Annotated in this window: 23 protein-coding genes and 1 pseudogene; 8 read left to right on the top strand and 16 right to left on the bottom strand. The window is 40.1% G+C overall.

What is annotated here, in order from left to right; translation table 11 throughout:
- Positions 1-22: 22 nt before the first annotated feature.
- Positions 23-379, bottom strand: coding sequence for a hypothetical protein (locus tag RIC88_RS17540; RefSeq protein ID WP_350218870.1), 357 nt, complete (start codon positions 377-379; stop codon positions 23-25).
- Positions 380-402: 23 nt separating this feature from the next.
- On the opposite strand from RIC88_RS17540, the gene RIC88_RS17545 reads away from it, so the two are divergent.
- On the top strand, positions 403-1,068 hold the full coding sequence (locus RIC88_RS17545; RefSeq protein ID WP_350218871.1) for a ComF family protein: 666 nt from the start codon (positions 403-405) through the stop codon (positions 1,066-1,068).
- A gap of 51 nt (positions 1,069-1,119) precedes the next feature.
- On the opposite strand, the gene gldJ is transcribed toward RIC88_RS17545, so the two are convergent.
- Positions 1,120-2,454 carry a gliding motility lipoprotein GldJ gene (gene gldJ, locus RIC88_RS17550; RefSeq protein ID WP_350218872.1) on the bottom strand — a complete coding sequence of 445 codons (1,335 nt, stop codon included), beginning with the start codon at positions 2,452-2,454 and terminating at the stop codon, positions 1,120-1,122.
- A 150-nt stretch (positions 2,455-2,604) separates the two neighbouring features.
- The gene (gene mfd / locus RIC88_RS17555; RefSeq protein ID WP_350218873.1) at positions 2,605-5,964 is read right to left on the bottom strand and encodes a transcription-repair coupling factor; all 3,360 of its coding nucleotides are present in this window, start codon (positions 5,962-5,964) and stop codon (positions 2,605-2,607) included.
- Between the two features lie 345 nt (positions 5,965-6,309).
- Here mfd and RIC88_RS17560 point away from each other — a divergent pair, with 345 nt between their 5' ends.
- Entirely contained in the window at positions 6,310-7,077 is a 768-nt protein-coding gene (locus RIC88_RS17560) for a S1/P1 nuclease (RefSeq protein ID WP_350218874.1), read from the top strand.
- Here RIC88_RS17560 and RIC88_RS17565 read toward each other — a convergent pair.
- Positions 7,074-7,532 (bottom strand): tellurite resistance TerB family protein, encoded by a 459-nt coding sequence (locus tag RIC88_RS17565; protein WP_350218875.1) that lies wholly within the window; start codon positions 7,530-7,532, stop codon positions 7,074-7,076. The two genes, RIC88_RS17560 and RIC88_RS17565, sit on opposite strands and share 4 nt — an antisense overlap.
- Before the next feature lie 101 nt (positions 7,533-7,633).
- Between RIC88_RS17565 and RIC88_RS17570 the strand changes: the two genes are divergently transcribed.
- Entirely contained in the window at positions 7,634-9,118 is a 1,485-nt protein-coding gene (locus tag RIC88_RS17570) for a DUF4301 family protein (RefSeq protein WP_350218876.1), read from the top strand.
- Here RIC88_RS17570 and RIC88_RS17575 read toward each other — a convergent pair.
- The 8 genes from RIC88_RS17575 to RIC88_RS17610 all read right to left on the bottom strand — a co-directional run bounded on the left by RIC88_RS17575 (position 9,115) and on the right by RIC88_RS17610 (position 15,876).
- Positions 9,115-9,477: a response regulator gene (locus tag RIC88_RS17575; RefSeq protein WP_350218877.1), complete on the bottom strand. Its 363-nt coding sequence runs from the start codon at positions 9,475-9,477 to the stop codon at positions 9,115-9,117. The two genes, RIC88_RS17570 and RIC88_RS17575, sit on opposite strands and share 4 nt — an antisense overlap.
- Positions 9,474-10,187 carry a sensor histidine kinase gene (locus tag RIC88_RS17580; protein ID WP_350218878.1) on the bottom strand — a complete coding sequence of 238 codons (714 nt, stop codon included), beginning with the start codon at positions 10,185-10,187 and terminating at the stop codon, positions 9,474-9,476. Before RIC88_RS17580 ends, RIC88_RS17575 begins: the two co-directional genes overlap by 4 nt.
- A 612-nt stretch (positions 10,188-10,799) precedes the next feature.
- A complete protein-coding gene (locus tag RIC88_RS17585) occupies positions 10,800-11,348 on the bottom strand; it encodes a hypothetical protein (protein WP_350218879.1) in 549 nt (182 codons plus the stop codon).
- Positions 11,349-11,476: 128 nt separating this feature from the next.
- Positions 11,477-12,010 (bottom strand): hypothetical protein, encoded by a 534-nt coding sequence (locus tag RIC88_RS17590; RefSeq protein ID WP_350218880.1) that lies wholly within the window; start codon positions 12,008-12,010, stop codon positions 11,477-11,479.
- Positions 12,007-12,201: a hypothetical protein gene (locus RIC88_RS17595; protein WP_350218881.1), complete on the bottom strand. Its 195-nt coding sequence runs from the start codon at positions 12,199-12,201 to the stop codon at positions 12,007-12,009. Before RIC88_RS17595 ends, RIC88_RS17590 begins: the two co-directional genes overlap by 4 nt.
- 280 nt (positions 12,202-12,481) lie before the next feature.
- The gene (rnr, locus tag RIC88_RS17600; protein ID WP_350218882.1) at positions 12,482-14,656 is read right to left on the bottom strand and encodes a ribonuclease R; all 2,175 of its coding nucleotides are present in this window, start codon (positions 14,654-14,656) and stop codon (positions 12,482-12,484) included.
- 22 nt (positions 14,657-14,678) lie between these two features.
- Complete coding sequence (locus RIC88_RS17605) at positions 14,679-15,401, bottom strand: 3'-5' exonuclease (protein WP_350218883.1); 723 nt, start codon at positions 15,399-15,401, stop codon at positions 14,679-14,681.
- Positions 15,402-15,486: 85 nt separating this feature from the next.
- Positions 15,487-15,876 carry a hypothetical protein gene (locus RIC88_RS17610; protein WP_350218884.1) on the bottom strand — a complete coding sequence of 130 codons (390 nt, stop codon included), beginning with the start codon at positions 15,874-15,876 and terminating at the stop codon, positions 15,487-15,489.
- Between the two features lie 64 nt (positions 15,877-15,940).
- On the opposite strand from RIC88_RS17610, the gene RIC88_RS17615 reads away from it, so the two are divergent.
- The gene (locus tag RIC88_RS17615; protein WP_350218885.1) at positions 15,941-16,642 is read left to right on the top strand and encodes a hypothetical protein; all 702 of its coding nucleotides are present in this window, start codon (positions 15,941-15,943) and stop codon (positions 16,640-16,642) included.
- On the opposite strand, the gene lipB is transcribed toward RIC88_RS17615, so the two are convergent.
- On the bottom strand, positions 16,643-17,350 hold the full coding sequence (gene lipB, locus RIC88_RS17620) for a lipoyl(octanoyl) transferase LipB (RefSeq protein ID WP_350218886.1): 708 nt from the start codon (positions 17,348-17,350) through the stop codon (positions 16,643-16,645).
- Positions 17,347-18,333 (bottom strand): type I phosphomannose isomerase catalytic subunit, encoded by a 987-nt coding sequence (locus tag RIC88_RS17625; protein WP_350218887.1) that lies wholly within the window; start codon positions 18,331-18,333, stop codon positions 17,347-17,349. Before RIC88_RS17625 ends, lipB begins: the two co-directional genes overlap by 4 nt.
- A 41-nt stretch (positions 18,334-18,374) precedes the next feature.
- Between RIC88_RS17625 and RIC88_RS17630 the strand changes: the two genes are divergently transcribed.
- The 4 genes and pseudogenes from RIC88_RS17630 to purH all read left to right on the top strand — a co-directional run bounded on the left by RIC88_RS17630 (position 18,375) and on the right by purH (position 21,106).
- The gene (locus RIC88_RS17630) at positions 18,375-18,716 is read left to right on the top strand and encodes a YraN family protein (protein ID WP_350218888.1); all 342 of its coding nucleotides are present in this window, start codon (positions 18,375-18,377) and stop codon (positions 18,714-18,716) included.
- Between the two features lie 2 nt (positions 18,717-18,718).
- Entirely contained in the window at positions 18,719-18,862 is a 144-nt protein-coding gene (locus tag RIC88_RS17635; RefSeq protein ID WP_350218889.1) for a hypothetical protein, read from the top strand.
- 96 nt (positions 18,863-18,958) lie between these two features.
- Positions 18,959-19,483: pseudogene (gene purN, locus RIC88_RS17640) on the top strand (phosphoribosylglycinamide formyltransferase); the annotation flags it as partial.
- Positions 19,484-19,579: 96 nt separating this feature from the next.
- Complete coding sequence (gene purH / locus RIC88_RS17645; RefSeq protein ID WP_350219164.1) at positions 19,580-21,106, top strand: bifunctional phosphoribosylaminoimidazolecarboxamide formyltransferase/IMP cyclohydrolase; 1,527 nt, start codon at positions 19,580-19,582, stop codon at positions 21,104-21,106.
- Between the two features lie 116 nt (positions 21,107-21,222).
- On the opposite strand, the gene RIC88_RS17650 is transcribed toward purH, so the two are convergent.
- Both RIC88_RS17650 and recG read right to left on the bottom strand, forming a co-directional pair.
- On the bottom strand, positions 21,223-21,642 hold the full coding sequence (locus RIC88_RS17650; protein ID WP_350218890.1) for a hypothetical protein: 420 nt from the start codon (positions 21,640-21,642) through the stop codon (positions 21,223-21,225).
- Between the two features lie 71 nt (positions 21,643-21,713).
- Positions 21,714-23,807 (bottom strand): ATP-dependent DNA helicase RecG, encoded by a 2,094-nt coding sequence (recG, locus tag RIC88_RS17655; protein WP_350218891.1) that lies wholly within the window; start codon positions 23,805-23,807, stop codon positions 21,714-21,716.
- Between the last annotated feature and the right edge of the window lie 41 nt (positions 23,808-23,848).

The following is a 23,848-nucleotide window of genomic DNA, read 5'->3' on the forward strand; positions in this document are numbered from 1 at the left end:
CAATACGAATCAAAGGTGCATGTTACCAACCAATTTCTTCTTTGAAATATTCTAAAATTTGAATTTTTAGCAACTTTTCCTGTTCCAGCAGGTCGAAACGAGGAAGTTTTTTCACCAGTTTCCAATGAGGCCAGCCATCTTCATCGTGACCTTCCAGTTCATAATAGCCTGCAAGCGAGAGTACTTTACAAATTGCTATGTGCAAAATGTCTTGTTTCTCTTCTTTAGAAAAAAGCTTGTTTCCCTTACCTAGCTCCTGAACACCGACCAGAAACAACACAGCATTAAGGTCGGCAGGTCTTTTTCCTGTCACTTCTTTTATTTTGTAAAGAAGCGCTACCCATTCCTTTTGTAAATCAAGGTCTTTTTTATAAACCATTATTTATCATTATTTTTCCTTTCATGATTAGAGATTTTGTTTCACTCATTTTCCCTCAAAACTGCATAAACTGTCAGCAATCGTTAATTTCTGAAGAGAAATTCATTTGCACAGCATGTAAGATTGACTTGCCGTTAACCAATGATCATAAGAACACAGATAATGATCTCTTCACAAAATTTGCATTTGAATCCAAAGTAATGTCAGCAACCTCATTTCTTTACTTTATTAAGGGAGGAATTACACAAAAACTATTGCACGAGGTTAAATATAAAGGCAAAAAAGAGTTAGCTGTTTTACTAGGTTTGTTGTTTGCTCCCTATCTGGAGGATATTAAAGTGGATTTAATAGCACCAATTCCGCTACACAAATCAAAACTGAGAAGGCGTACATTCAATCAAAGTGAGCAGATTTCATATGGCATTTCAAGCGAGCTTGATGTGGAAGTCAATCCTCATTTAATCCAAAGAGTAGTAGCTACAAATAGTCAAACCAGAAAAGCTAAAGTTGAGCGCTGGCAGAATATGAGAAATGTATATTCTGAGGCACAAACTTTACTATCCGGTAAATCTGTTTTGGTGGTAGATGATGTAATAACTACCGGAGCTACGATAGGCATGTTTTGTCAGCGACTTGTAGAAGCTGATGTTAAGGAGATTCATATAGCATCTATCGCGAGAGGGAAATAAAAAAGGCTGCCCAAATTGGACAGCCACTTGAAAAATCTGTGAGATTTAAATTTAGAAATTAGATCCTGCGCGAATCATCGCACATCTGAATCCAATAGTTGAAGTTGCAGAATCTTCAAATAGGTATCTTCTTGTTCCCGGAGATAGCCAGTAAGCTACATCTGCCCAAGATCCACCTTTATAAACCCTTAATCTCTTCATTGGTGGATTTTCAGCATCAAATGACTTCTGAAGTCCTGATGTTGCCACCCAATCTGCTTCTTCATATGCACCTTCACGACCAATGAAAGAGTAGTCAGCATCGTAACCGGTTTCTTCATCCAATACCGCGTCTCTACGTGCCGGGTTCAAATCATTCATTTCCTGGAAGGAAAGAGGTCTGTACACATCCTGCACCCACTCATTCACGTTTCCAGCCATGTTGTAAAGTCCAAAATCATTTGGAGGGTAATCGTAGATATACGTAGTTATCATAGCGCCATCATTCAACTTACCTGCGATACCGGCATAGTCACCATTTCCTCTTTTGAAGTTGGCCAGGAAGTAACCCATGCTTTTTCCGTATGGATTCCTTAACGCATGACCATCCCAAGGATAAAGTCTTTTGTGAGTTTGGTTTTCATCGAGCCATTGAGTTCCAATAAGTGCTTGAGCTGCATATTCCCATTCAGCTTCCGTTGGAAGTCTATAGCCTGGAAGTACAACACCTGAACTAATTCCTGGAACCGTTCCGGCAGATGCACCTAAATCACCGCCTTCAGCTCCAGCAAAAGCATCGTCACCTGCAGCAACCGGATCAAGATAACCAGCATCCTCTGCTAGTTTTAGGTTTACCACAGTGGTTCTCCACTTGCAATAGTTTACAGCCTGTCTCCAGTTTACGCCAACAACAGGGAAATACCTGAAGCCCGGGTAACGATAGTAACTATTTACATATGGATCGTTGTAAGCAAGATCTTTAGCCCAAACCGTAGTATCAGGAAGGTTGTTTTTCCAATAATACTCATCTGAGTCTTGTTTGATGTAATATTCATACTCTAACCAGTGGATGTTGGCAACTTCTGTTTCATCCATATAGAACGAAGCAACAGTCACCGCTCGTTCCAGGTTATCATGTGTATAAAGCACATCTTCTTCAAATGAACCAAGCACTGTCCTTCCACCCTCAATAAAAATGAGGTTTGGCCCGTCTGGTTGCCCCTTAAATTCATTTACTTGAAAGCCACCCTCTTCATTGAATTCTAGTCCGGTGGCCGAACTAGCATATCCGGGTCTTTCAGCGGAAGGAGCTCCCCCACCACCTCCAATGAGGTTACAAGCACTAAAAAAAGTTGCAGCAAGGGCTGTGTAACCAAAGCTCTTTACTGCTCTCACATAATTTTTCATAACACCGTTTGAATTTGTCTTGAAACGTTTCAACGTACTAATAAACACAAATATTTCAAAAAAGCCATCGTAAGTCCATGGATTTTAGATTAAACCTATAGTTCTAATGCCAATCTAACCTGTTTTATTGTCTTATTCATAGAAAATAGGTTAGACGATAGCATGAGGAGTATGCATTTGATCAATCACCGCCCTTGCTTGCTCAATAGAAGCAACATTTTCAACCGAGATCAGCAACTTGTTCTTGACCTCTTTCATTTTACTGTCACGTGGGTTTGACTTTATAAAGCCCAGCACATTACCAAATCTTGATGATTGGAAGTATTCCTGCGGTTTTTTATCAGACAAATAACACCTCATCTTTTCATTTTTTATGGTCACTTTTTCAAAACCAATCTGCATGGCTTTCCATCTTAGCCTGACCGTTTCTGTTAAGTTGCTTACACCGCTTGGAATGGGTCCAAAGCGATCTTTGATCATTTTAATAAAATCGGAAAGCTCTTCTTCTGACTTTAAATCATCTAATTGGGTGTATAGTCCCAGCCTTTCAGAAATGTTGCTCACATAGCTTTCAGGAATTAAAGCTTCAAAGTCAGTTTCTATATTGCAGTCTTCAACCATTTTATCAAGGGCATTCTTGTTCTTTAGCAAATCTGATTCAAAGAGTTGTTTGTATTCGCCTTCTTTCAATTCCTGAACAGCCTCATCCAGGATTTTGTGATACATATCAAAACCTATGTCATTAATAAAGCCACTTTGCTCTGCCCCAAGCAAATTACCGGCCCCACGAATATCCAAATCCCTCATAGCTACTTTAAATCCATCACCCAATTCGGAAAACTCCTCTAGTGTGTTTAGTCTCTTCCTTGCATCACTGGTTAGAACTGATACAGGAGGGGTAAGCATAAAACAATATGCTTTTGTATTCGACCGGCCGACCCTTCCTCGCATTTGATGCAAATCAGAAAGACCAAACATGTGGGCGTTGTTGATGATGATAGTATTGGCATTAGGTATATCCAAACCACTTTCGATAATATTTGTGGAAACAAGTACATCATACTCTCCTTCGATAAACTTTAGCATGACTTTTTCAAGCTGAGGTCCTTCCATTTGTCCGTGTGCTATTCCAATTCGGGCATCCGGGACAAGTTTAAAAATCATATTTCCCACTTGTTCAATATCACTGACCCGATTGTGAACCATGAAAACCTGTCCGCCTCTTCTAACTTCATGACTAACTGCATCGCGAATCACTTCCTCATTAAATTCATGAAGCTCTGTTGTGACCGGCCGCCTGTTTGGTGGCGGGGTTGAAATGATGGATAAGTCACGCGCCCCCATCAACGAAAAATGCAACGTTCTTGGAATTGGAGTTGCTGTAAGAGTTAAGGCATCCACGTTCACCCGCATATCTTTCAGCCGTTCTTTTACCTTCACTCCAAACTTTTGCTCTTCATCAATGATCATGAGCCCCAGGTCCTTGAACTCAATGTCCTTATTGACGATTCGATGCGTTCCAATCAGAATATCAATCTTTCCCTCCTTCACTCGTTTCTTTATGTCTGTTATCTGTTTGGACGTTTTAAACCGATTGATATACTCAATGGTAACAGGCATATTTTCTAACCTCCCTTCAAATGTTCTGTGGTGCTGCATTGCCAGTATCGTGGTTGGAACTAAAACGGCAACTTGCTTACCTGAATTTACAGCTTTGAATGCAGCACGGATCGCAATTTCCGTTTTCCCAAACCCAACATCGCCACACACCAGCCGATCCATGGGGTGTTCCAGTTCCATATCGGCTTTTACGTCTGCAGTGGCCAAAGATTGATCTGGTGTGTCCTGATACATAAAAGATGATTCCAGCTCAGCTTGCAGATAATCATCTGGTGGGAAGGAGTATCCCCTCGCCGCTTTTCTTTTAGCATACAGGTCAATAAGGTCTTTGGCTATGTCTTTGACCTTGCGCTTAATTTTCTTTTTCTTATTTTCCCAATCCGGCGAGCCCAGTTTGTTGATGGTCGGAGGCTCACCTTCTTTCCCGGAATATTTCGAAATCTTGTGCAGGGAATGTAGACTGACATAAAGCAAATCATCGTCTCTATAAACCAACCGAATAGCCTCCTGTTTATTGGCACCAACATCCACGGTATCCAGTCCGGCGAAGCGGCCTACTCCATAATCGATGTGGGTAACAAAATCCCCTGGCTGAAGTGTTTTTAGCTCTTTGAGGGTAAGGGCTTTATTTTTGGTAAACTTTTCCTTGCCCTTATACCTATGAAACCGATCAAATATTTGGTGATCTGTATAAATAGCTAGCTCCTCATGGTCATCAATAAACCCTTCTCTCAAGGAAGCGGTCACACCTTCAAAACTCAACTCAGGATCAATCTCCTCAAAAATGGTTTCGAGTCGTTCGATTTGCTTGTAGGATTCTGCGGCTATAAATTTTTGATAATTGTTTTGCTGAAGCCCACGAAGGTTTTCGGCCAGCAAAGAGAAATTTTTATGAAAAGATGGCTGGGGTCTTGTCGAAAGTGTCAATTCCTCATCCGGCTTCAGGTAAAACCTTTTACCAAACTCAATTTTTGTGAATTTTTCAAGGGAATCAGTAAAGGATTGCTGGGTCTCGAATAGCTGGCTTGGCGAAGTGATGAGTTTGGAGTCACCACTCATTTCTTTTATGATCTGAAACTGCTCTTCGACCTTATGAAATGATTTGTCTATGATGTCAAGTGATTGTTGGTAATCTTTCAACCAAATGGTGGTTTCTTCCGGGATGTACTCTAAAAAGGACTGTCGTTCCTCACTCACCAACTTGGTTTGGACATTCGGTATCAATGAAATATGATCCAGCTCTTTAGTTGATAACTGGCTCTCCGGATCAAACTCCCGAATAGTTTCAATTTCATCACCGAAAAGCTCGAGTCTGTAGGGCCTTTCATGAGCATAGGAAAAAACGTCAATTATTCCTCCACGAACGGAAAATTGCCCTGGTTCATAAACGAAATCTGTTTTTTCGAAATCATAAGTAACCAACAAGTCTGTTAGAAATTCAGTATCTAACTGCTCTCCGGGCCTGGCCGTGAATGTGTTTGAAACCAGCGATCGTTTATTAATGACTTTTTCAGAGAGTGCTTCCGGATAGGTGACTATTATGAGGTTGTCCTGATCATTCAGATCATTTAATACCTCAGCTCTCTGAAGAATATTGGCATTTTCAATTTCTTCAAAATGATAAGGTTTCCTGTATGAAGAAGGGAAGGGGATGAACTCATCAGTTAAAAAATTGGCAAGATCATTTTGAAAATAAGAAGCTTCTTCAAAATCATGAAGAACTATCAGGTGAATACCACCTAGAGCCTTGAAAGTTGAAGCAACTAATAATGCATCATAACTTCCAGCAATTCCCTTTAACCGAAGCTGTTGCTTTTTTTCAATCGATTCAGCAATCGCCTGGACATTTGTGCTTTCCTGATATTTTTGTAATAAGTCTTTCGTGTTCAAACCCGCTATTTCAAAATTTAGATGGCAAAAGTAACCTTTATACTACATCATTAATGAAGGAATGGTTTTACCATATTCCAGAGTAGCTGTTAGTAGAACCTAAAGCCTTGTTTGTCTAAAAAATGAACTATTTCAAGATCACATTGCAACATTTTGTGCGTATTACGGGTTCTTAAGACTAAGAATTTCATAATAAAATAAACATCATACGTTTATTAAAAACTTTCTTTTAGGTTAGGTTGGTGATTAGGCGTGTACCGATTCTTCGGTCACGCCTTCTCTTTTTTAATACTTTCATAACTTGTTTGCATCCTATCAAACTTTACTTCAGTTTACATTTAAGGTATGAAAAGAGTTTTAATTTCTTCTTTGGCTTTGCTATTTGTACTTCAATCTTTTGGATGGGGAGCAACTGGCCATAGAATTGTAGGTCTTATTGCTGAACGACACTTAACCAAAAAGGCCCGAAAAAACATTGAAAATGTACTAGGCACAGAAACACTTGCTGAGATTAGCAATTATATGGACTTCATAAAATCCGATGAGACTTACGTACATATGTCCCCTTGGCACTATGCGACCATCCCTGACGGTAAGACTTATGAAGAAGCCGGGACTCCTGATGAAGGGGATGTGATTATAACTATTCAGCGGATGATGAAGGAATTGGAAACAAAATCATTTACTGATGAAGATGAAGCCTTTGCATTGAAATGTTTAGTTCACTTGATTGGAGATATTCATCAACCATTGCATGTGGGAAACGGGGAGGACAAAGGGGGCAATGATGTGAAGTTGGATTACTTCTGGGAAGACTCTAACCTGCACCGGGTTTGGGATAGCGGCATGATTGATGGCCAGAAATACAGTTACACTGAATATGTAGAATGGATTGATCATGCTACAGAAGAACAGCTTGCCTCATGGTCATCTTTAAATGTTCTTGATTGGGCCAATGAATCCAAAGATCTGAGAAGGCAATGCTATGAAACCATGCCGGACAGCAAGAAACTTAGCTATCGCTACGATTACGAAAACATTGACTTATTGAATCAACGCTTGCTTCAAGCGGGCATTCGGTTAGCGAATGTGCTGAATAAAATATATGGTTAAAGAATGGTCATGCGGAGTTTATTGGCCGCATGCTCTAAATCAACAAGTGCTTCAATGGCCATAACCGTATCCATCGGTACTTTTAGAATTTGTGCCGCATGATGTACCTGCTCACGCTCATCTTGTGCATAGTCTCCATCCGCGCTAGACATTCTAATGGCATCATAAATCAATAGCTTGCTGAAATTAGCGAAAGATTTAGAGTTGAATTCATAAAATATTTCTTCCAATTCCCCTTCTTCAAAATCATATTCTTCCCAGTCGGCTATGATTTCTTCATCTACTCCCACTGCTTGAGCACACTCGATTGTAAGCCATTCCAACTCAGGGTCTGACACATCCCCGTCAGAACCAGCAATGGTCAAAAGAGCATAACCATATTGTCTCCAGGAATCTTTAGGAACCATTGTGATTCCATAAAAAGAAGGTGCGATGTTAAAAATATCTGCGCTCATAATTGTGAGGTAATTGCTTTGTAATATTCCAAATTAATTGTTTTCCCTTTAAATGGAACAACTTCGGTTGCTCAATTTACATTTGTGTTTTTAAATCGGCAATGTTTTCAGAAGCGGACAAGATACAAATCAAAGAAAAGGGAATTTCAATAGACAAAGTTGAAAGGGAAATTGAGCGTTTTAAAAAAGGTTTTCCCCATGTTCAAATTACCGCTCATGCATCTATTGAAAATGGCATTTTCAAGCTGACCAAAGAAGAAACCGTATTGTATCAGGGTTTATACGATCATGCAGAAGTTGATGCAATGAAATTTGTGCCCGCTTCGGGCGCTGCTACTCGCATGTTCAAATCATTGTATGGATTCTTAGAAAAATTTGATGGTTCAAATGAGTCCATTTCCGAGATTAAAAGGGAGGAAAAGAAAATCGGGAAGTTTTTTAGTGATATTGACGAGTTCGCTTTTTTCCATGAATTGAATCAAGCAGTTATTAAAAGCTTAAATCTATCAATTGATCAGGCAAAAAAGGAGTTAAAGCATAAGGAGATAATCAAACTACTTCTTGAACCTGAAGGCTTGGGCTATGAAAAGAAACCGAAAGGATTGCTAACATTTCACGCCTACGAAAATGGCGAAAGAACAGCGGCGGAAGAACACATCCATGAAGGCCTGGCGTATGCCGAAAAAGGGAACAAAGTAAGACTGCACTTCACAGTTTCCCCAGAGCACATGGAAGATTTCCAAAAGCATGTGGCAGAAGCGATCGATCAGCTATCAACAGGTGTTGAAATAAAAGTGGATTATAGCACCCAAAAGTCAGAAACTGACACCATTGCCTCAACGCTTGAATATGAACCATTTCGCGATTCAGCCAATAAATTACTATTTAGGCCAGCAGGTCATGGGGCATTGCTTAGAAACCTGAACGAACTCACTGCAGATATAATTTTTATAAAAAACATTGACAATGTAGTTCCGGATGCGCTAAAGCCGGAAACGATTAAATTCAAGAAGGTTCTCGCAGGTGTGCTACTGTCTTATCAAAAAAGGGCTTTCCAACTTCTTGATCAGTTTGATTTCGGAACAAATATTTTTGAAGAAGGAGAACAACTACTTATGGAGATGGGGATCAAGGGGTTTTCTAAAAATGATATTCCGCATCTTCTCAATCGGCCGATAAGAGTTTGCGGCATGGTTAAGAATGAGGGTGAGCCAGGGGGGGGACCATTTTGGGTTAAAAATGGAGCTATTGAATCACTTCAAATCGTAGAGTCAGCTCAAGTCAATAAAGCAGATTCGGAGCAATACCGAATCTTTAAGAAAGGCACCCATTTTAACCCGGTTGATTTAGTGTGTGGAGTTAAAAATTATAAAGGGGAAAAGTTTGACTTAACGACTTATCGTGATGAGGAGGCAGGGTTTATTTCTGAGAAATCCTACAACGGTAAAAAACTACTGGCTATGGAGTTACCTGGTTTGTGGAATGGTGGAATGGCACATTGGAACACGATTTTTGTAGAGGTTCCCCTTGTGACGTTTAATCCTGTAAAAACTGTTACTGACTTACTGAAGGCAGAACACCGCTAAAGGGTACTTTTTAAAACCGAATCAATTTCATTATAGTCAAATGGCTTTTTGAACATGTAAGCCACTTTCTTAGAATCTATTGCTTCTTCGATTTGCTTGTTTCGGTCGTAACCGGTCAACAAGAAACAAGGGACATCTATGAGCGAAGGGATCGCTTTGTCGATAAGCTGCAAGCCATCCATTTCGGGCATTCTTAAATCACTTATTATGGCGTCAAGGCTGCCTTTATTTTCTTCTATAATCCTTAATGCGTCATGACCGGATTCTGCTGTTAGTACATTGTACTCAGATTCAAACCTTTTTTCCAGCACAAAAAGATTGATTATTTCATCGTCTACAAAAAGAATAGTATGCCTCACTTCTCACTAAATGATATGACAAATTTAGAACCTTTCCCCGGTTTAGAAGAAACCTTAATTATTCCTTTATGCTCTTCAATGATTTTGTAGGTAATGGAAAGACCAAGCCCCGTGCCCTTTCCTACCGGTTTAGTGGTAAAAAAAGGATCGCTGATTTTTTTTAGGTTTTCCTTAGTGATTCCGATTCCATTGTCAGCTATTTCCACATAGATTCGTTTCTTCTTTTTTATCGTGCTGATGGTAATTAATCCATCTTTTTGAATGGCTTGTTCTGCATTCGAAATTATATTCAGGAATGCCTGGTGCAGCTTTCCTTCATTTCCTGATATTACAAGTTTCTCACTCGTAAACAGCTTTTTGACCTCCCCTTTATACTTTAGTTTAGGCTGAAGCATTACCAGGCTATTGTTAAGAATCTGATGCAAATCACAAGATTCATTCATTGTTTCTGTATCTCTACTAAAATGGTTTAGGCTTTTTACAATTATAGAAGCACGTCTAAGCCCTTCTTTCATAACGTTTAGACAAGGGGTTGCTTCAAATTTTAATTCTTTTTCATCTTCCAACCCTTGCTCTAGGAGTTGAAGGCCTCCTTGAATAAAGTTCAGGGGATTGTTGATTTCATGCGCTACACCTGCAGAAAGCATACCAAGAGAAGCTAGCTTTTCCGACTGGATTAGTTTACGGGTTGTCTCCTGTAATTTTTTCATTGCGTCACCCATTTTTTCATTGCGTCGTATTAGAGCATTTCGAAACATGAAAGTATAAATGATTACGCTAGCAAAAATGAAAACAGTACAAATTACCCCATGAGTCAACTTGAACCCTTCAGGAACTAAATCATAGGGTAAGTCCATCAAAGAAAGAGGCAGCATAGATATAACGCATGCACCAGATAGTATCATAAAAAAATACCTATCGTGTATAGGCTTATAAAAGAACGCTAACAAGGGTGGAATCAGAAAGTTTGGATATGCGGAAGATTGAGATCCTCCGGTAAAAAAAACCTGAAGATAAAAAGCGATCAGGATCGTTAAAATTGATAAGCGAAAAAGCGTAACAATACCCACTGAATAGAATGAAAGAGCTCCTAATATTAAAAAGATGAGGAATGCAGATAAAGTTGTCAAAAACAAGATTTGTACACCAGCAAAAAAGTAGAACCCTCCAAAAACAAGGGTTGAAGCATAAGCGGAAATCATAAGAAAGCGATAAAAACTTTCTTCTCTGGTTAGGTATTGACTTGTACTCAAGGTGTGGTGACTTTATCCTTGATGAAATTAACACAATCTAATCATCTAAAAATGTAGTAAGTCATGGTTTTATGTGATTTTTGCTGACTTAATAGAATCCTCTAAAAGGGAATAAATTTCATTTATCTGGGCCGTTGGCTCAGACTGATCAGACTTTAGATGGAACAGGGTAAGCTCTTCTTTCGTGATTAGCTGAATCTTAATCGAAATCAAATATTCTTCCACGGAGTTTCTAGCTGCGGTTGTATATTCATCTACAAACTTTGATTGAAGCGTGATAGTCGAAATCATTTTTAAAGGTTGATCTTCCTGATAATAAGTGCCAATGATGGCCGTAAATGTGTTTTGGTTCAGGTCAATAGTAAGGCTTGATTTTTTTGCAAAATAGATTTTACGGATAATGATGCCGCCAACCACACCGCCAATCAATATTACACCGTAGATAGTACCTGCCGAAAAAAGAGGAATAGAAAGAAATAGGGTAATAAAAAGAAGCACGATGGCCCCCATATATCCCGATTGGTGTTTAATGGTGATTTTGCCATCTTTTGATTTGAAAGAATAGTTGTTTTCCGCAAGAATATCTAATGCTTCTTTGCTGAGATTGGGTGACTTCATGGTTAATTGGTTTGAAAGTCCCTCGACTTTACTATCAATTGTAATCTAATATTAAGCGAAAAAAAGGAGTATTCCTCTCTTTATTCGAATAATCATAAACTATCTCTGGTAGATTCAAGAGAAGAAAATCAAGCAAAATTTTTTGCTTTAATAGACGATTCTAAAAAATCATACACTTCATTCATCTCTTTAGAAGGTTTGGCATGATCGGAGATGAGTTTGAAGAGCGGTGCTAATTTCTGATTGTCCAGTTCAAGACCGATTGTGATCTGATGTTCTTCGCTCGTGCTTTTAAACGCACTGGAGTATTCATCAACAAACTTTGAGTGGATATAAATACCAAAAATCTGGTCGAAATTGTAGGCTCTGGTACGGTTGTCAATTTCAACAATCTTCTTTTCCGGATCAATGACCAATTTTAAGCTCCCTGGTATTCTTTTAACCAGTGGACGGAAAATGAGAAAAGCGACAATCAAGGCAATTAAACCAGCCCACCATTGAAGCGCAAAAATAAGTCCGACAAACACCAGACTAACGATTATGACAATCGTAAGCCCAACCCGATCCGTACCCGCTTTTCTAAAGAGGATTAGATGATTATCCTTTTTGTACCGGTATCCATTGTAATCCAGCATATCGCTGGCTTTTTTGCTGAGACTCATGCGCTTTTGCGATCTAAACATTTAATCCCCAGTTGCCGCATATGCTTTCCTAACTTTTCGTAAACACCTTGCTTAGAATTTTCGCGGAAAAGGAAGTATTGCCTTCCTTCTGAAGTTAATAAATAAACGTAAACAACAGTATATGGAGAAGAAACTGATTGAACCGCTGGGTTTTGCCAAACGTCTTTCATTCTACTTGAATTTAGCCAAAAACAGTTTAGTAGATCATACTTCTTTTTTAAGCCAAATCTTATGAACAAGATACTTAGATACGGCTTAATTGACTTTCTCCTCGTATCGATTACAGTTCCGAAACGTGAAGTGGTTAAGAAGGCTCCAGCTATCAAAAACCAGATGGAGTAGTTAGAATATTCACTCTCAAGGCTGAGATAGCTAAACAGTATCAGTATGGCTCCAAGTCCAATAATATGGGGCGGAAAAATGTCTCCTTTAATTATGTGCTTAGTTTTTTTATTTGTCACTCACCAACTCTAAATCAATGGTTCTTCGGTCAATATCTGTTTTGGCTACAATGACGTTTAGTTTGTCACCTAATGTAATAATTCGTTTGTTATTTCTTCCAATCACTCGCATTTGCTTTTCGTCAAACTCATAGAAATCGTCATCCAAATCAGTCATTCGAATCATACCCTCACACTTGGTTTGGATAATCTCTACAAAAATGCCCCATTCTGTTACACCTGAAACAATTCCTTCAAACTCCTGACCAAGCATGGTTTCCATGAATTCAACCTGCTTGTATTTGATAGAGGCACGTTCGGCATCAGCGGCACGTTTTTCACGCTCCGACGAATGCATACACAATGGTTCATGCTCTTCATTACCCACATTTTTTCCTCCCTGCAGATAATGCTCGAGGAGGCGATGCACCATGACATCCGGATATCGCCTGATCGGAGAGGTGAAATGGGTGTAGTGCTCAAAGGCCAAACCAAAGTGACCTCTCGGGTCTGTGGTGTATTTGGCTTTTGCCATCGATCGGATGGCTAAGGATTCAAGTACGTTTTGTTCCGGCTTCCCTTCAATGTTTTCCATCAGTTTGTTCAACCCGTGGGAAATGTTTCCACCCGTATCAACCTTGTGACCAAAGCGTGCTGCAAACGAAGCAAAAGTGCTGAGTTTTTCAGGATCAGGGTCGTCATGAACCCGATATACAAATGTCTTGCTTCCTTCCTCTTTGCCTTTTTCTTTCCATTTGTAAATGTGGGTAGCTACTTCTTTATTGGCCAGCAACATAAACTCTTCGATCATCTTGTGCGCATCTTTTCGCTCTTTCGGGATCACCTCAAGAGGCTTGCCTTTTTCATCCAGCCTGAATTTTACTTCCACAGTTTCAAAATTCACAGCTCCTTGCTGGAAGCGTTTCTTTCGGAGTTGCTTGGCAATGTTGTTAAGCGTCACCACCTCTTTTGTAAAGTCACTATCCAATCCCTCAATTCGTTCTTGCGCCTCTTCGTAGGTAAATCGACGATCAGAATTGATGATGGTTCGTCCAAACCATTTTTTTGAAACGGCTCCTTTAGAATCAATATCGAAAACGGCCGAAAAGGTCAGCTTTTCTTCATTGGGTCTCAGCGAGCAAAGTCCGTTGGACAATCTTTCGGGCAGCATGGGAATGGTTCGATCCACCAGGTAAACGGAAGTGGCCCGATCAACAGCTTCTTTATCCAACTCACTTCCTTCGTCTACATAGTGAGAAACATCAGCAATGTGAATTCCGATTTCGTATTTGTCATCACCCAGTTCCTTGATTGAAAGGGCATCATCAAAATCCTTCGCATCATGCGGATCTACCGTGAACGTAGTGATATCTCTGAAATCTCTACGTTTTTTGATTTCCTCATCCGTAATAAGGTCTGAAATCTGATCAGCCGCTTTCTCCACTTTTTTGGTGAATCGAAATGGCAAACCAAACTCTGCCATAATGGAATGAATTTCTGCTTCATTTTCACCGGCCTGTCCCAGCACTTCCGTCACTGTACCAAGTGGACTCCTGTTTTTCGCATCGTGCCACTTGTCAATTTTGACCATCACCTTATCATTGGGTTTGGCCTTCCCGATTTTTTCGGGGTAAACCATGATGTCAAAATGAATGTGTCTGCTATCAGGAACTACAAAAGAGAATTTTTGCGAGACATCTATTTTCCCTACAAATTCATCCCGATCTCTATTGAGAATATTGACGACTTTACCTTCCGGGCGAAAACCTTTTTTGGCTGGGCGTGTCAGTACGACACTTACCAGATCACCATGGATAGCAAAGTTCAGATCCTGGGTCTTTACCCAGATATCGTCTTCTCCATCCGGTGTGAGGATATAGGCAAAGTTCGGATTGACATGATCGACCTTTCCCTGAATGTATTCGGTCTCAGCATTAGTGATGTATCGGCCGTCGCTTAGTCTTCTGATTTTGTCTTTGCTTTCCAGGCTGAAAAGCTGGGTTTTTAAATAATCTTTTGATTTTTTATCCCGAAGCTGAAGCTTTCGGATTAGCTCTCGATAGCCGTATGATTTTCCATCGTTTAAGGTGAAAATTTCATGGAGCTTACTTTTAATTGCTTTTACGTGATTGGGTTCTTGATTTTTTGATCTAGTTCCTAATTTCTTTTTTCGTTTTTTACTCATTGTTTGTTTTTCGACCGTGCGGTCATTTTACGATGTTTATCTGATCAGGATCGATCAGAGGTAAATTATTGAGGCGGAGGTAGAGCTGGGCGGTTGCTACCACATCTTTTTGACAATATTCCTCAATTTTCTTTAACCCATCTTTTTCTTCATAATATGTTTTTGTCACCATTGACCCGTCTAATTCTTTTTTGCTTGACGGAATTTTGAAAATGGTTGTTAGCAAATCCAGCGAAGTGAAACTTTTCCAGTCGCCGAACTTCCATAGTTCCATGGTGTCTATGTGATTTACTTCCCATGGTTTTTTCCCGGTCATGTTTAACGACCAGGGGATTTTAATGTCGTTGATCAGCATGCGACGGCACAAATAAGGAAAGTCAAATTCTTTTCCATTATGTGCGCAAAGCTTTAAGTTGTCCTGATCAAATTTTGATTCTATAAAGTTTTTAAATTCAGTTAATAATTTCTTTTCGTCTTTGGAAGCGATGGATTTGACCCGTAACGCCGGTTTTCCTTTATGTTCATGGTAAAACCCCATTCCAATGACAATGATTTTTCCAAACTCTGCGTAAATAGCTGCCCGATCATTATACAACTCATCAGGTGCTTTTTCTTCAGGGTTTCGAATAAAACCGGCTTTTCGTTCCCAGTGTTTTTGTAAAGCTGGAGGCAACTGCTCTACATTTTCATTTCCTGAGACAGTCTCAATATCAATGATGAGGAAATCTTGAAAGTGGTTACGCAAACTTCGTTTGTTTTAATACTTCGCTTGCTCTGTCTATCTAATCAATTTTGGAAAAGATATCTCTGTTTCAGAGATGATGGAGCAATTAGTCATGCAAGATACCGCTCATTTGCAACTCTTCAATGAAGGTGAGGTTTTCTTCAACGATTGAGTCTGGCACAAAGATAAACTTTTTATCATAGACCTGTCCATTGATAAAATAACTAACCCAATATTCATTGTTTAAATGGAACACTGATTCATCAATCGGTTCAATTAATGCATATTCGCCCGAATCAATGTAGGGAATCATGTGCCTGAGCGTGGAGGTCTTCTGCTTTTCCATTTTGGTCTCACCATAACCACGAGAAGTGACCATTACATTTTCGAGTTTGGCATGATTTCGGTTAATAAGAAAGACTTTCCAACCTTCATCACCTTTTCCAATGACCACATGAACATCTTTTACAGGCGAAAAATCAATGTCTTTTTTCACGAACTTCTATTCAGTTAAATAATGAGCTCAATGCTATGTTGCTCACAATATATATTTTAGGCAAATGAACCAAAATAACCCTCAAAAGGAAAGAATTTTTCCGTTTGTATGGCCATGGAAAGGAGCGGATAATGAAAATGTTTCTCTTGGAAAATTGATACGGCTAAAATCGTTTTCGATTTTGTACCTGATCATCATCTGGTCAATCATTGGAATCCTTGGTTTTGCTTCGACACGCAACTGTGAAGGAACCTGGCAGCTGGCACTTCAATGTGATTTCGCATTCTGGGTTAAAAACCTAAGAGAAGCTCCGCTGATTTTTGTGCGCAACATGTTTACCACACTGTTTCTCCACAATGGATTTGACCATATTCTATTTGTTTCTATTCTTGGGATTCTGGTAATTGTCCAATCACATGAAGCAATTTTTGGTTTTAAGACCACTGCGCTCATTTTTCTTTCTGCCTATCTTACGGTAGCTCCATTTTTTGGGGTGTTTTACACCATAGGTCTGAACCTTTTTCCGGATAGCGTATTTATGCAGTTTGCATTCGAGCGAAACTGGATGGGAGGATCGATTGGGATGTTTCAGGTATACGGTGCATTGGCAACAAAAAGCCGAAAACCGTGGATTATTTTAATGATACCAGTAGTTTTTGAGATATTCAATTTATCAGTTTTGGGAATTGACCTGCATATTTCTTTGATGCATTTGATGGCAACATTCCTCGGATATGGAATTTCAGTTTGGTTTGTAAGGAGATAATTATTCAATCAAATCCATTTCAAAGACAGAGGCCAGATGAAGTTTGAGTTTTTGCTCGACTTCCTTAATATCAACTTCTTTACCAAGTTCTTTTTGAAGTGAAGTCACCGCTTTGTCCTGAATGCCGCAAGGGACGATGTAATTGAAGTATTCAAGGTTTGTATTGACATTGAAGGCAAAACCATGCATGGTTACCCATCGGCTGCTTTTCACACCCAATGCACAAATTTTTCGTGCTTTCTTTTCATCATCACCATCCAGCCACACTCCCGTGAGCCCGTCTACTCTTCCGGACTCAATGCCATACTCTTTCAGCGTTAGAATCACAGCCTCCTCCAGAAACCGCAGGTACTTGTGGATGTCAGTAAAAAAATGATCTAAATCTAAAATTGGATACCCCACTATCTGACCCGGTCCATGATAGGTTATATCACCGCCTCTATTGATTTTGTAAAAGGAGGCTTTTTTTTCCTTCAAAAAAGCCTCATTGGCAAGGAGGTGGTTTTCATCCCCACTCTTACCCAAAGTATAAACGTGAGGGTGTTCACAAAAAATCAGATGATTTTTGGTTTCAACTTGTTCTGTTTCCGGCAGCTTCCGGTTGGCAATTTTCTGATCGACAGTTTCCTTAAAGAGAATTTCCTGAAAGTCCCATGCCTCCTTGTAATCCTTAAGTCCTAAATGAATGAATTGCGTTTGTTTTGTCATGCTGAGCTTGTCGAAGCATCAATATAGGTTTCTAACAACTCTAGTTCTCCATTCGGTTCAATGTTATAGGTCTTCATGGCTGCCGGAATAAGGACAACATCTCCAAGCTTGATGTTTTCGTTTCCAATTTTCCCCGAACCACCAACACCAATGTAAATTTTGAAACAATCAAGTTCTTTACGGTCAATTTGTTTCTTCTGGTTTATGATCAGTTTGTTTGTGGTAAAATATGGGGTAGCGACAATACCATTTGCCTTGTTTGGCTCGTTGGAATATTCGCTTTTTATCTGCTCAGGCTTGGAAAAGTTAATGGCATCCAATGCTTGATCGACATGGAGTTCTCTAACATTTCCATGTTTATCAACTCTGTCGAAATCATAAATTCGATATGTGATATCTGAAGTCTGTTGGATTTCCGTAAGGAGAATTCCAGCACCTATTGCATGAACCCGACCTCCAGGCAAGTAAAATGCATCTCCTTTAAATACAGATTCCATATTAAGTAGATTAAGAACATCTCCATTCCGAAAAGCTTTTGAGAATTCTGCCTCATCTGTTTTTTTGTTAAAGCCATTGATTAGCTTCGAATCACGGTCACACTGAATTATATACCACATTTCAGCTTTTCCCTTGGAGTTATGCCTAGCGTGTGCTAACTCATCATCAGGGTGTACTTGAACAGATAAATCCTGAGCGGCATCAATGTATTTGATGAGTAAGGGAAATTCATTACCAAACCTTCCATAGACACTCCTACCCACAAGATCGGCCTTGAGATCAGAAACCAAATCATTTAAAGACTCGCCCTTTAAAGCCCCATTGGATACTTCGGAAACATTTCCAGGAACCCCCGATAGCTCCCATGTTTCTCCACAATTGTCAAGATCGCCAAAATCTTTTCCAAGAATGGTTTTAATTTTCTGCCCGCCCCAAAGCTTTTCTTTGAAAATGGGATTGAACTTAAGTGGGTATAACTCTGACATTAACTTTAAGCTGTTTCGACAGGATAAACCTGACTGATAACATGGATCGCAAAACTAAAGGTATTGTAGGTGAAGGAATAGCAAAACGGCACTATGAAAATCAAGGTTGTGAAATTTTGGAATCAAACTATCGATACAAACGAGCCGAAATAGATCTGATCGCCTTGAAAGATGAGCAGATTTTAATCTTTGTAGAAGTTAAAAAGCGAAGCAGAGCAGACTTTGGTGAGGCAGAGACGTTTGTTTCAGAAGCACAACAAGATCGAATAAAAGAAGCAGCAGAAGATTACATCTATGGGATCAACTGGCAAAAAAACGTCCGCTTTGATATAGTCTGCATAGACGCTGAAAATAAAATTGAAGTGTTTGAAGATGCATTTTAATCATGGATGATGAGCGAATAAAAACCCTGGAAGAACAATTGGAACAAGCAAAGGAGAATCAGTTCCTCTCTCAAAATGATCTGGATTTTGCACGTACAGAAAACATTGCAATGAAAAACTTCATTCAAAACTTATATGTAAAGTGATGAGCTGGATTTGGCTGAAGTATTGAAAAATCTACGTGAGAACATTCGTGTGTTTGCAAGAGATCACAACATTACACTTTAGGCTACTTTTGCCGGATGATTAACCTTGCCATCTTCGCTTCCGGGAGTGGATCGAACGCTGAAAATATTGCAAAATATTTTGAAGGTCATGAAAGCATTCAAGTCAAAGAAATACTTTCAAACAAAAAAAATGCTTTCGTTCATCAGCGTGCGGATAAGCTTGACATTCCCTCTTCCACTTTTTCAAAGGAAGAGTTTTACGACTCATCGTTTATAAAACAATTATCGGATATAGATTATATCATCTTGGCTGGGTTTTTATGGCTGATCCCAAAATATCTGATAAAAGCTTTTCCAAACAAAATCATAAACATTCATCCTGCGCTGCTTCCGAAGTTTGGTGGTAAGGGAATGTATGGAGAGCGGGTTCATATGGCAGTGATTGATGCCGGTGAAAAAGAATCCGGAATTACGATTCATTTGGTAAATGAGGAGTACGATAAAGGGGAAATACTTTTTCAGGCCAAATGTCAGGTTGAACCAAACGACACACCTGACCTACTCGCTCAGAAAATTCACGCTTTGGAACATAAACACTTTCCCAAAGTGATCGAGGAGTATATTGTATGGGGAGCTAAATATAAAACCATCACAGATGGTACCTTTGCAAACCTTGAAATAAACCAACCCAAAAACATGTCCACAAAAAAGATTCAATCTGCACTTATTTCTGTGTTTCATAAAGATGGCCTGGAGCCAATTGTTCGAAAACTGGACAAACAGGGAGTAAAAATTTACAGTACCGGTGGAACGGAGAAATTCATCAAAGAACTGGGAATTGATGTTATTCCAGTAGAGAGTTTGACTGATTACCCGTCTATTTTTGGAGGGCGCGTAAAAACACTTCACCCCAAGGTTTTTGGTGGTATTCTTCATAGAAGAGATAATGAATCAGATCTGACAGAAGCCAAGAAATTCGAAATTCCACCAATTGATCTCGTTATAGTGGATTTGTATCCATTTGAAGAGACGGTTGTAAGTGGAGCAGGAGAAGATGACATCATAGAAAAAATTGACATTGGTGGAATAGCGCTTATTCGAGCCGGAGCTAAAAATTACAAAGATGTGGTGATGGTAAGCTCAATGGAATACTATCATGATCTTCAGGACATTCTTGACAATCAAAATGGCGAGACAACAGAAGAAGAGCGTAAACTATTTGCCGCCAAAGCATTTGCTACATCCAGTCATTATGATTCAGCGATCTTCAACTGGATGAATGAGAAAAAAGAAGTGCCGGCATTCAGGGTTTCATCCGCTCCGGGCCGAACATTGCGATATGGAGAAAATCCGCATCAGAAAGGTTACTTCTATGGAGATTTTGAAGCATATTTTGAGCAAATCCACGGAAAGGAGATTTCCTACAACAACCTGGTAGACATTGAGGCTGCCGTTCAGCTAATTGCAGAGTTTAAGAGAGATATTGCTTTTGGAATACTGAAGCATAATAACGCTTGTGGTATTGCAATTGGGAAAACAGTGAAAGACGCATACCAACGAGCTTTTGCTGCAGATACTGTTTCTGCGTTTGGGGGTGTTTTAATTACCAACCAGGAAGTGGACAAAGCAGCAGCTGAAGAGATGAGCAGCTTGTTCTTCGAGATTCTGATTGCCCCAACTTTTGCAGTTGATGCGCTTGAGATTTTGGAAAAAAAGAAAAACAGGATCTTGTTGATTCAGAAAAAACCATGGCATCAGGAGACACAATACAAAAGCCTGCTCAACGGTACGATTGTTCAGGACTATGATCTGAAATCTGAAACCAAGGCAGAGCTGGAAGTGAAAACGAAAAAAGCACCTACGGCTGATGAAGTGGAGGATTTGATCTTTGCGTCCAAGGTGTGCAAGCAGTCAAAATCGAATACAATCGTTTTAGCGAAAGACGGCCAACTACTGGCAAGTGGTGTAGGTCAGACTTCCCGTGTAGATGCGCTGAATCAGGCGATTGAAAAAGCCGGAAAGTTTGGTTTTGACCTCAATGGTGCCGTGATGGCATCTGATGCGTTTTTCCCGTTTCCGGACTGTGTTGAGATTGCACATCAAGCAGGCATAACTGCAGTGATTCAGCCGGGAGGTTCTATCAAAGATCAGGACTCCATTGACTATTGCGATGCAAATGGCTTAGCGATGGTGATGACCGGGGTGAGGCACTTTAAGCACTGATTTTTATTTTTAACCACAGAGAGCACAGAGACTTTCACAAAGTACTCAGAGAGAGTTTGTAATATTGATCGCTCTGTGTCCATTGCGTCTACTCCGTGTCTCTGCGGTTAAAATCCTCACGAAGTGAGCTTCATCAACAACTCCACCAACTCATTTTTCTTCATACTTTCAAAATGCTTTTTACGTTCTGATTCACTCATATTTTGTAATTTTTTTACAAAATCATTACCCAATACCTCTGCAGCATGATTTTCAGGAGCGCCAAAAATTTCAATTTCATCTATTGCAGTGTTGAGGATTTCCTTGCCCTTGAGTTTGGCAGTTTCTACAGGTTTATAGTTGGCATTTGAATCTCTCAGTGCCCAACTACTGTAGTCGATCTTAAGGTTATCAATTTGTTTAGCTCGAGGGTCTGATTCGCCAAAGATTCGTTGCAGGACGGTGATCGCACTTGTTTTCCAGGCTTCCAGATCGAAGCTTTCTTCTTCCAGTTTAGATATTTGCTTTTTGAGGAGTTTGATGTATTGGGATTTCATGGGCTAGCTGTAAGGATTAAGTCGCAAGCTTCAAGTTAGTGAATTGTTAATTATTCATTCACCATTGTCAATTATGAAATCCTTCCCCAATTAACGGCATTTTTACTGAATGAATCAATATGGGATTTAATCATTCGGTGCTCCGGCTTTAGCAGCTTTGGATCGCCTTTCAACAAATCTTGTGCTGCAATTCTAGCGGCTTTCAATATCTCCCCGTCCTTCACCAAATCAGAAACCAGCAAGTCCAGCGCACCACTTTGTCGGGTGCCCATCAGATCTCCCGGTCCACGCAGTGCTAAATCAACTTCTGCGATTTTGAATCCATCAGTAGTGTCAACCATCGTGCGGATTCGGGTACGAGCTTCTGTGCTAAGCTTCACTCCCGTCATCAGGACGCAGTAGGATTGATCTGCACCACGTCCGACCCGACCTCTGAGCTGGTGTAGTTGAGATAAACCAAATCGTTCGGCATTCTCGATTACCATGATGGAAGCATTCGGTACATTAACTCCAACTTCAATAACTGTAGTTGCAACCATGATCTTTGTTTCACCTTTGACAAAGCGCTGCATCTCCCATTCTTTGTCTTCTGATTTCATACGCCCATGAACGATGGAAATCTGATAATTTGGAAACCGGCGCGAGATTCCTTCATACCCATCCATCAGGTCTTTGTAATCTAGTGTGGCGGATTCTTCAATGAGTGGATATACGATATATGCCTGCCGTCCTTTTTCAATTTCCTTTTCCACAAACCCAAACATCTCCAGTCTTTTGGTTTCGAAAAAGTGCCTGGTTTTGATTGGCTTCCTTCCTGCTGGTAATTCATCAATTACCGAAATATCCAGATCGCCATAAAGTGTCATGGCCAATGTTCTTGGAATAGGTGTGGCGGTCATCACCAGTACATGCGGATATACTTCTTTGGTTTTGGTCCAGAGTTTGGCCCGCTGAGCTACGCCGAAACGGTGCTGCTCATCAATAACTGCCAGGCCAAGGGTTTTAAATTTCACTTTGTCCTCCAGCAAAGCATGTGTCCCTACCAAAATCGTGATCACCCCGGACATCAATCCTTCATGAATCAGCTTCCGTTCAGAAGTTGGAGTTGAACCTGTCAGTCTTGCAATGTGGATTCCGAGCGGTTTGGCTTGTTCTTTCAATCCTTTGAAATGCTGTTCAGCCAAAATCTCGGTTGGCGCCATAAAGGCACATTGAAACCCGGAACCAATGGCGATAAGCATGGAGAGAAATGCCACCATGGTTTTTCCACTTCCCACGTCCCCCTGCACCAACCGATTCATTTGTTGACCGGAGCGGAAGTCTGCATAGATTTCTTTTACCACCCGCTTTTGCGCGTTGGTCAGTTCAAAAGGCATGTGCTTCTCGTAAAACTCATTGAGGAGGTCGCTCTTGTTGATGATGGCTCCCCGGTATTTTTCAGTTCGGGCAATTTTTAGTTTGATCAGCCTCAGCTGAACAAAAAACAATTCCTCAAACTTCATTCGGTTTTGTGCTAAAGAAAGCAAATGCGCATCTCGCGGAAAGTGCATGGACACCACAGCAGTTTTCTTATCGATTAGCTTAAACTGATCGAGGAGGTTTTGTGGAAGTGTTTCAGGAATGTGGTTAACAGCCTCTACTAACAGCACCTTCATCACCTTAGAAAAGAACTTACTCTCCATTCCATTCTTTTTCATTTTCTCAGTGGTGTGGTACACGGGCTGGAGATAACCGCTTTTGGTATTTTTCTCTGTTTGAATTTCAATCTCCGGGTGGGCAATGTTGAATTTACCATTGAAAAGAGTGGCCTTACCAAAAGCCACATACTTTACGCCAATAGTCAAACTCTTCTGGATCCACTGGACACCTTTAAACCAGACCATCTCAATGGTTCCGGTTTCATCTGCAAATACACCAACCAGCCTGGCTCGCCTGCCAATACCTATGGTTTTGAAAGATTTAAATTCACCAATAAGTTGGACATAGGGAAGGTCAGGTTGCAGTTCATTGATTTTATAAAACTTACTCCGGTCTTCATGTCTGAAAGGGTAGTGCTGAAGGAGGTCACCGAATGTGAAAATCTGCAATTCTTTGTTGAGTGTCTCGGCACGTTGCGGACCTACCCCTTTTAGGTACTCGATGGATCGATCAAAGAATTGGTGCATCCGGCTAAGATAATCGTAAGCATAAAAAAAGGGAGCTATAA

It is taken from the genome of Ekhidna sp., assembly GCF_040220215.1.
GTDB lineage: Bacteria > Bacteroidota > Bacteroidia > Cytophagales > Cyclobacteriaceae > Ekhidna.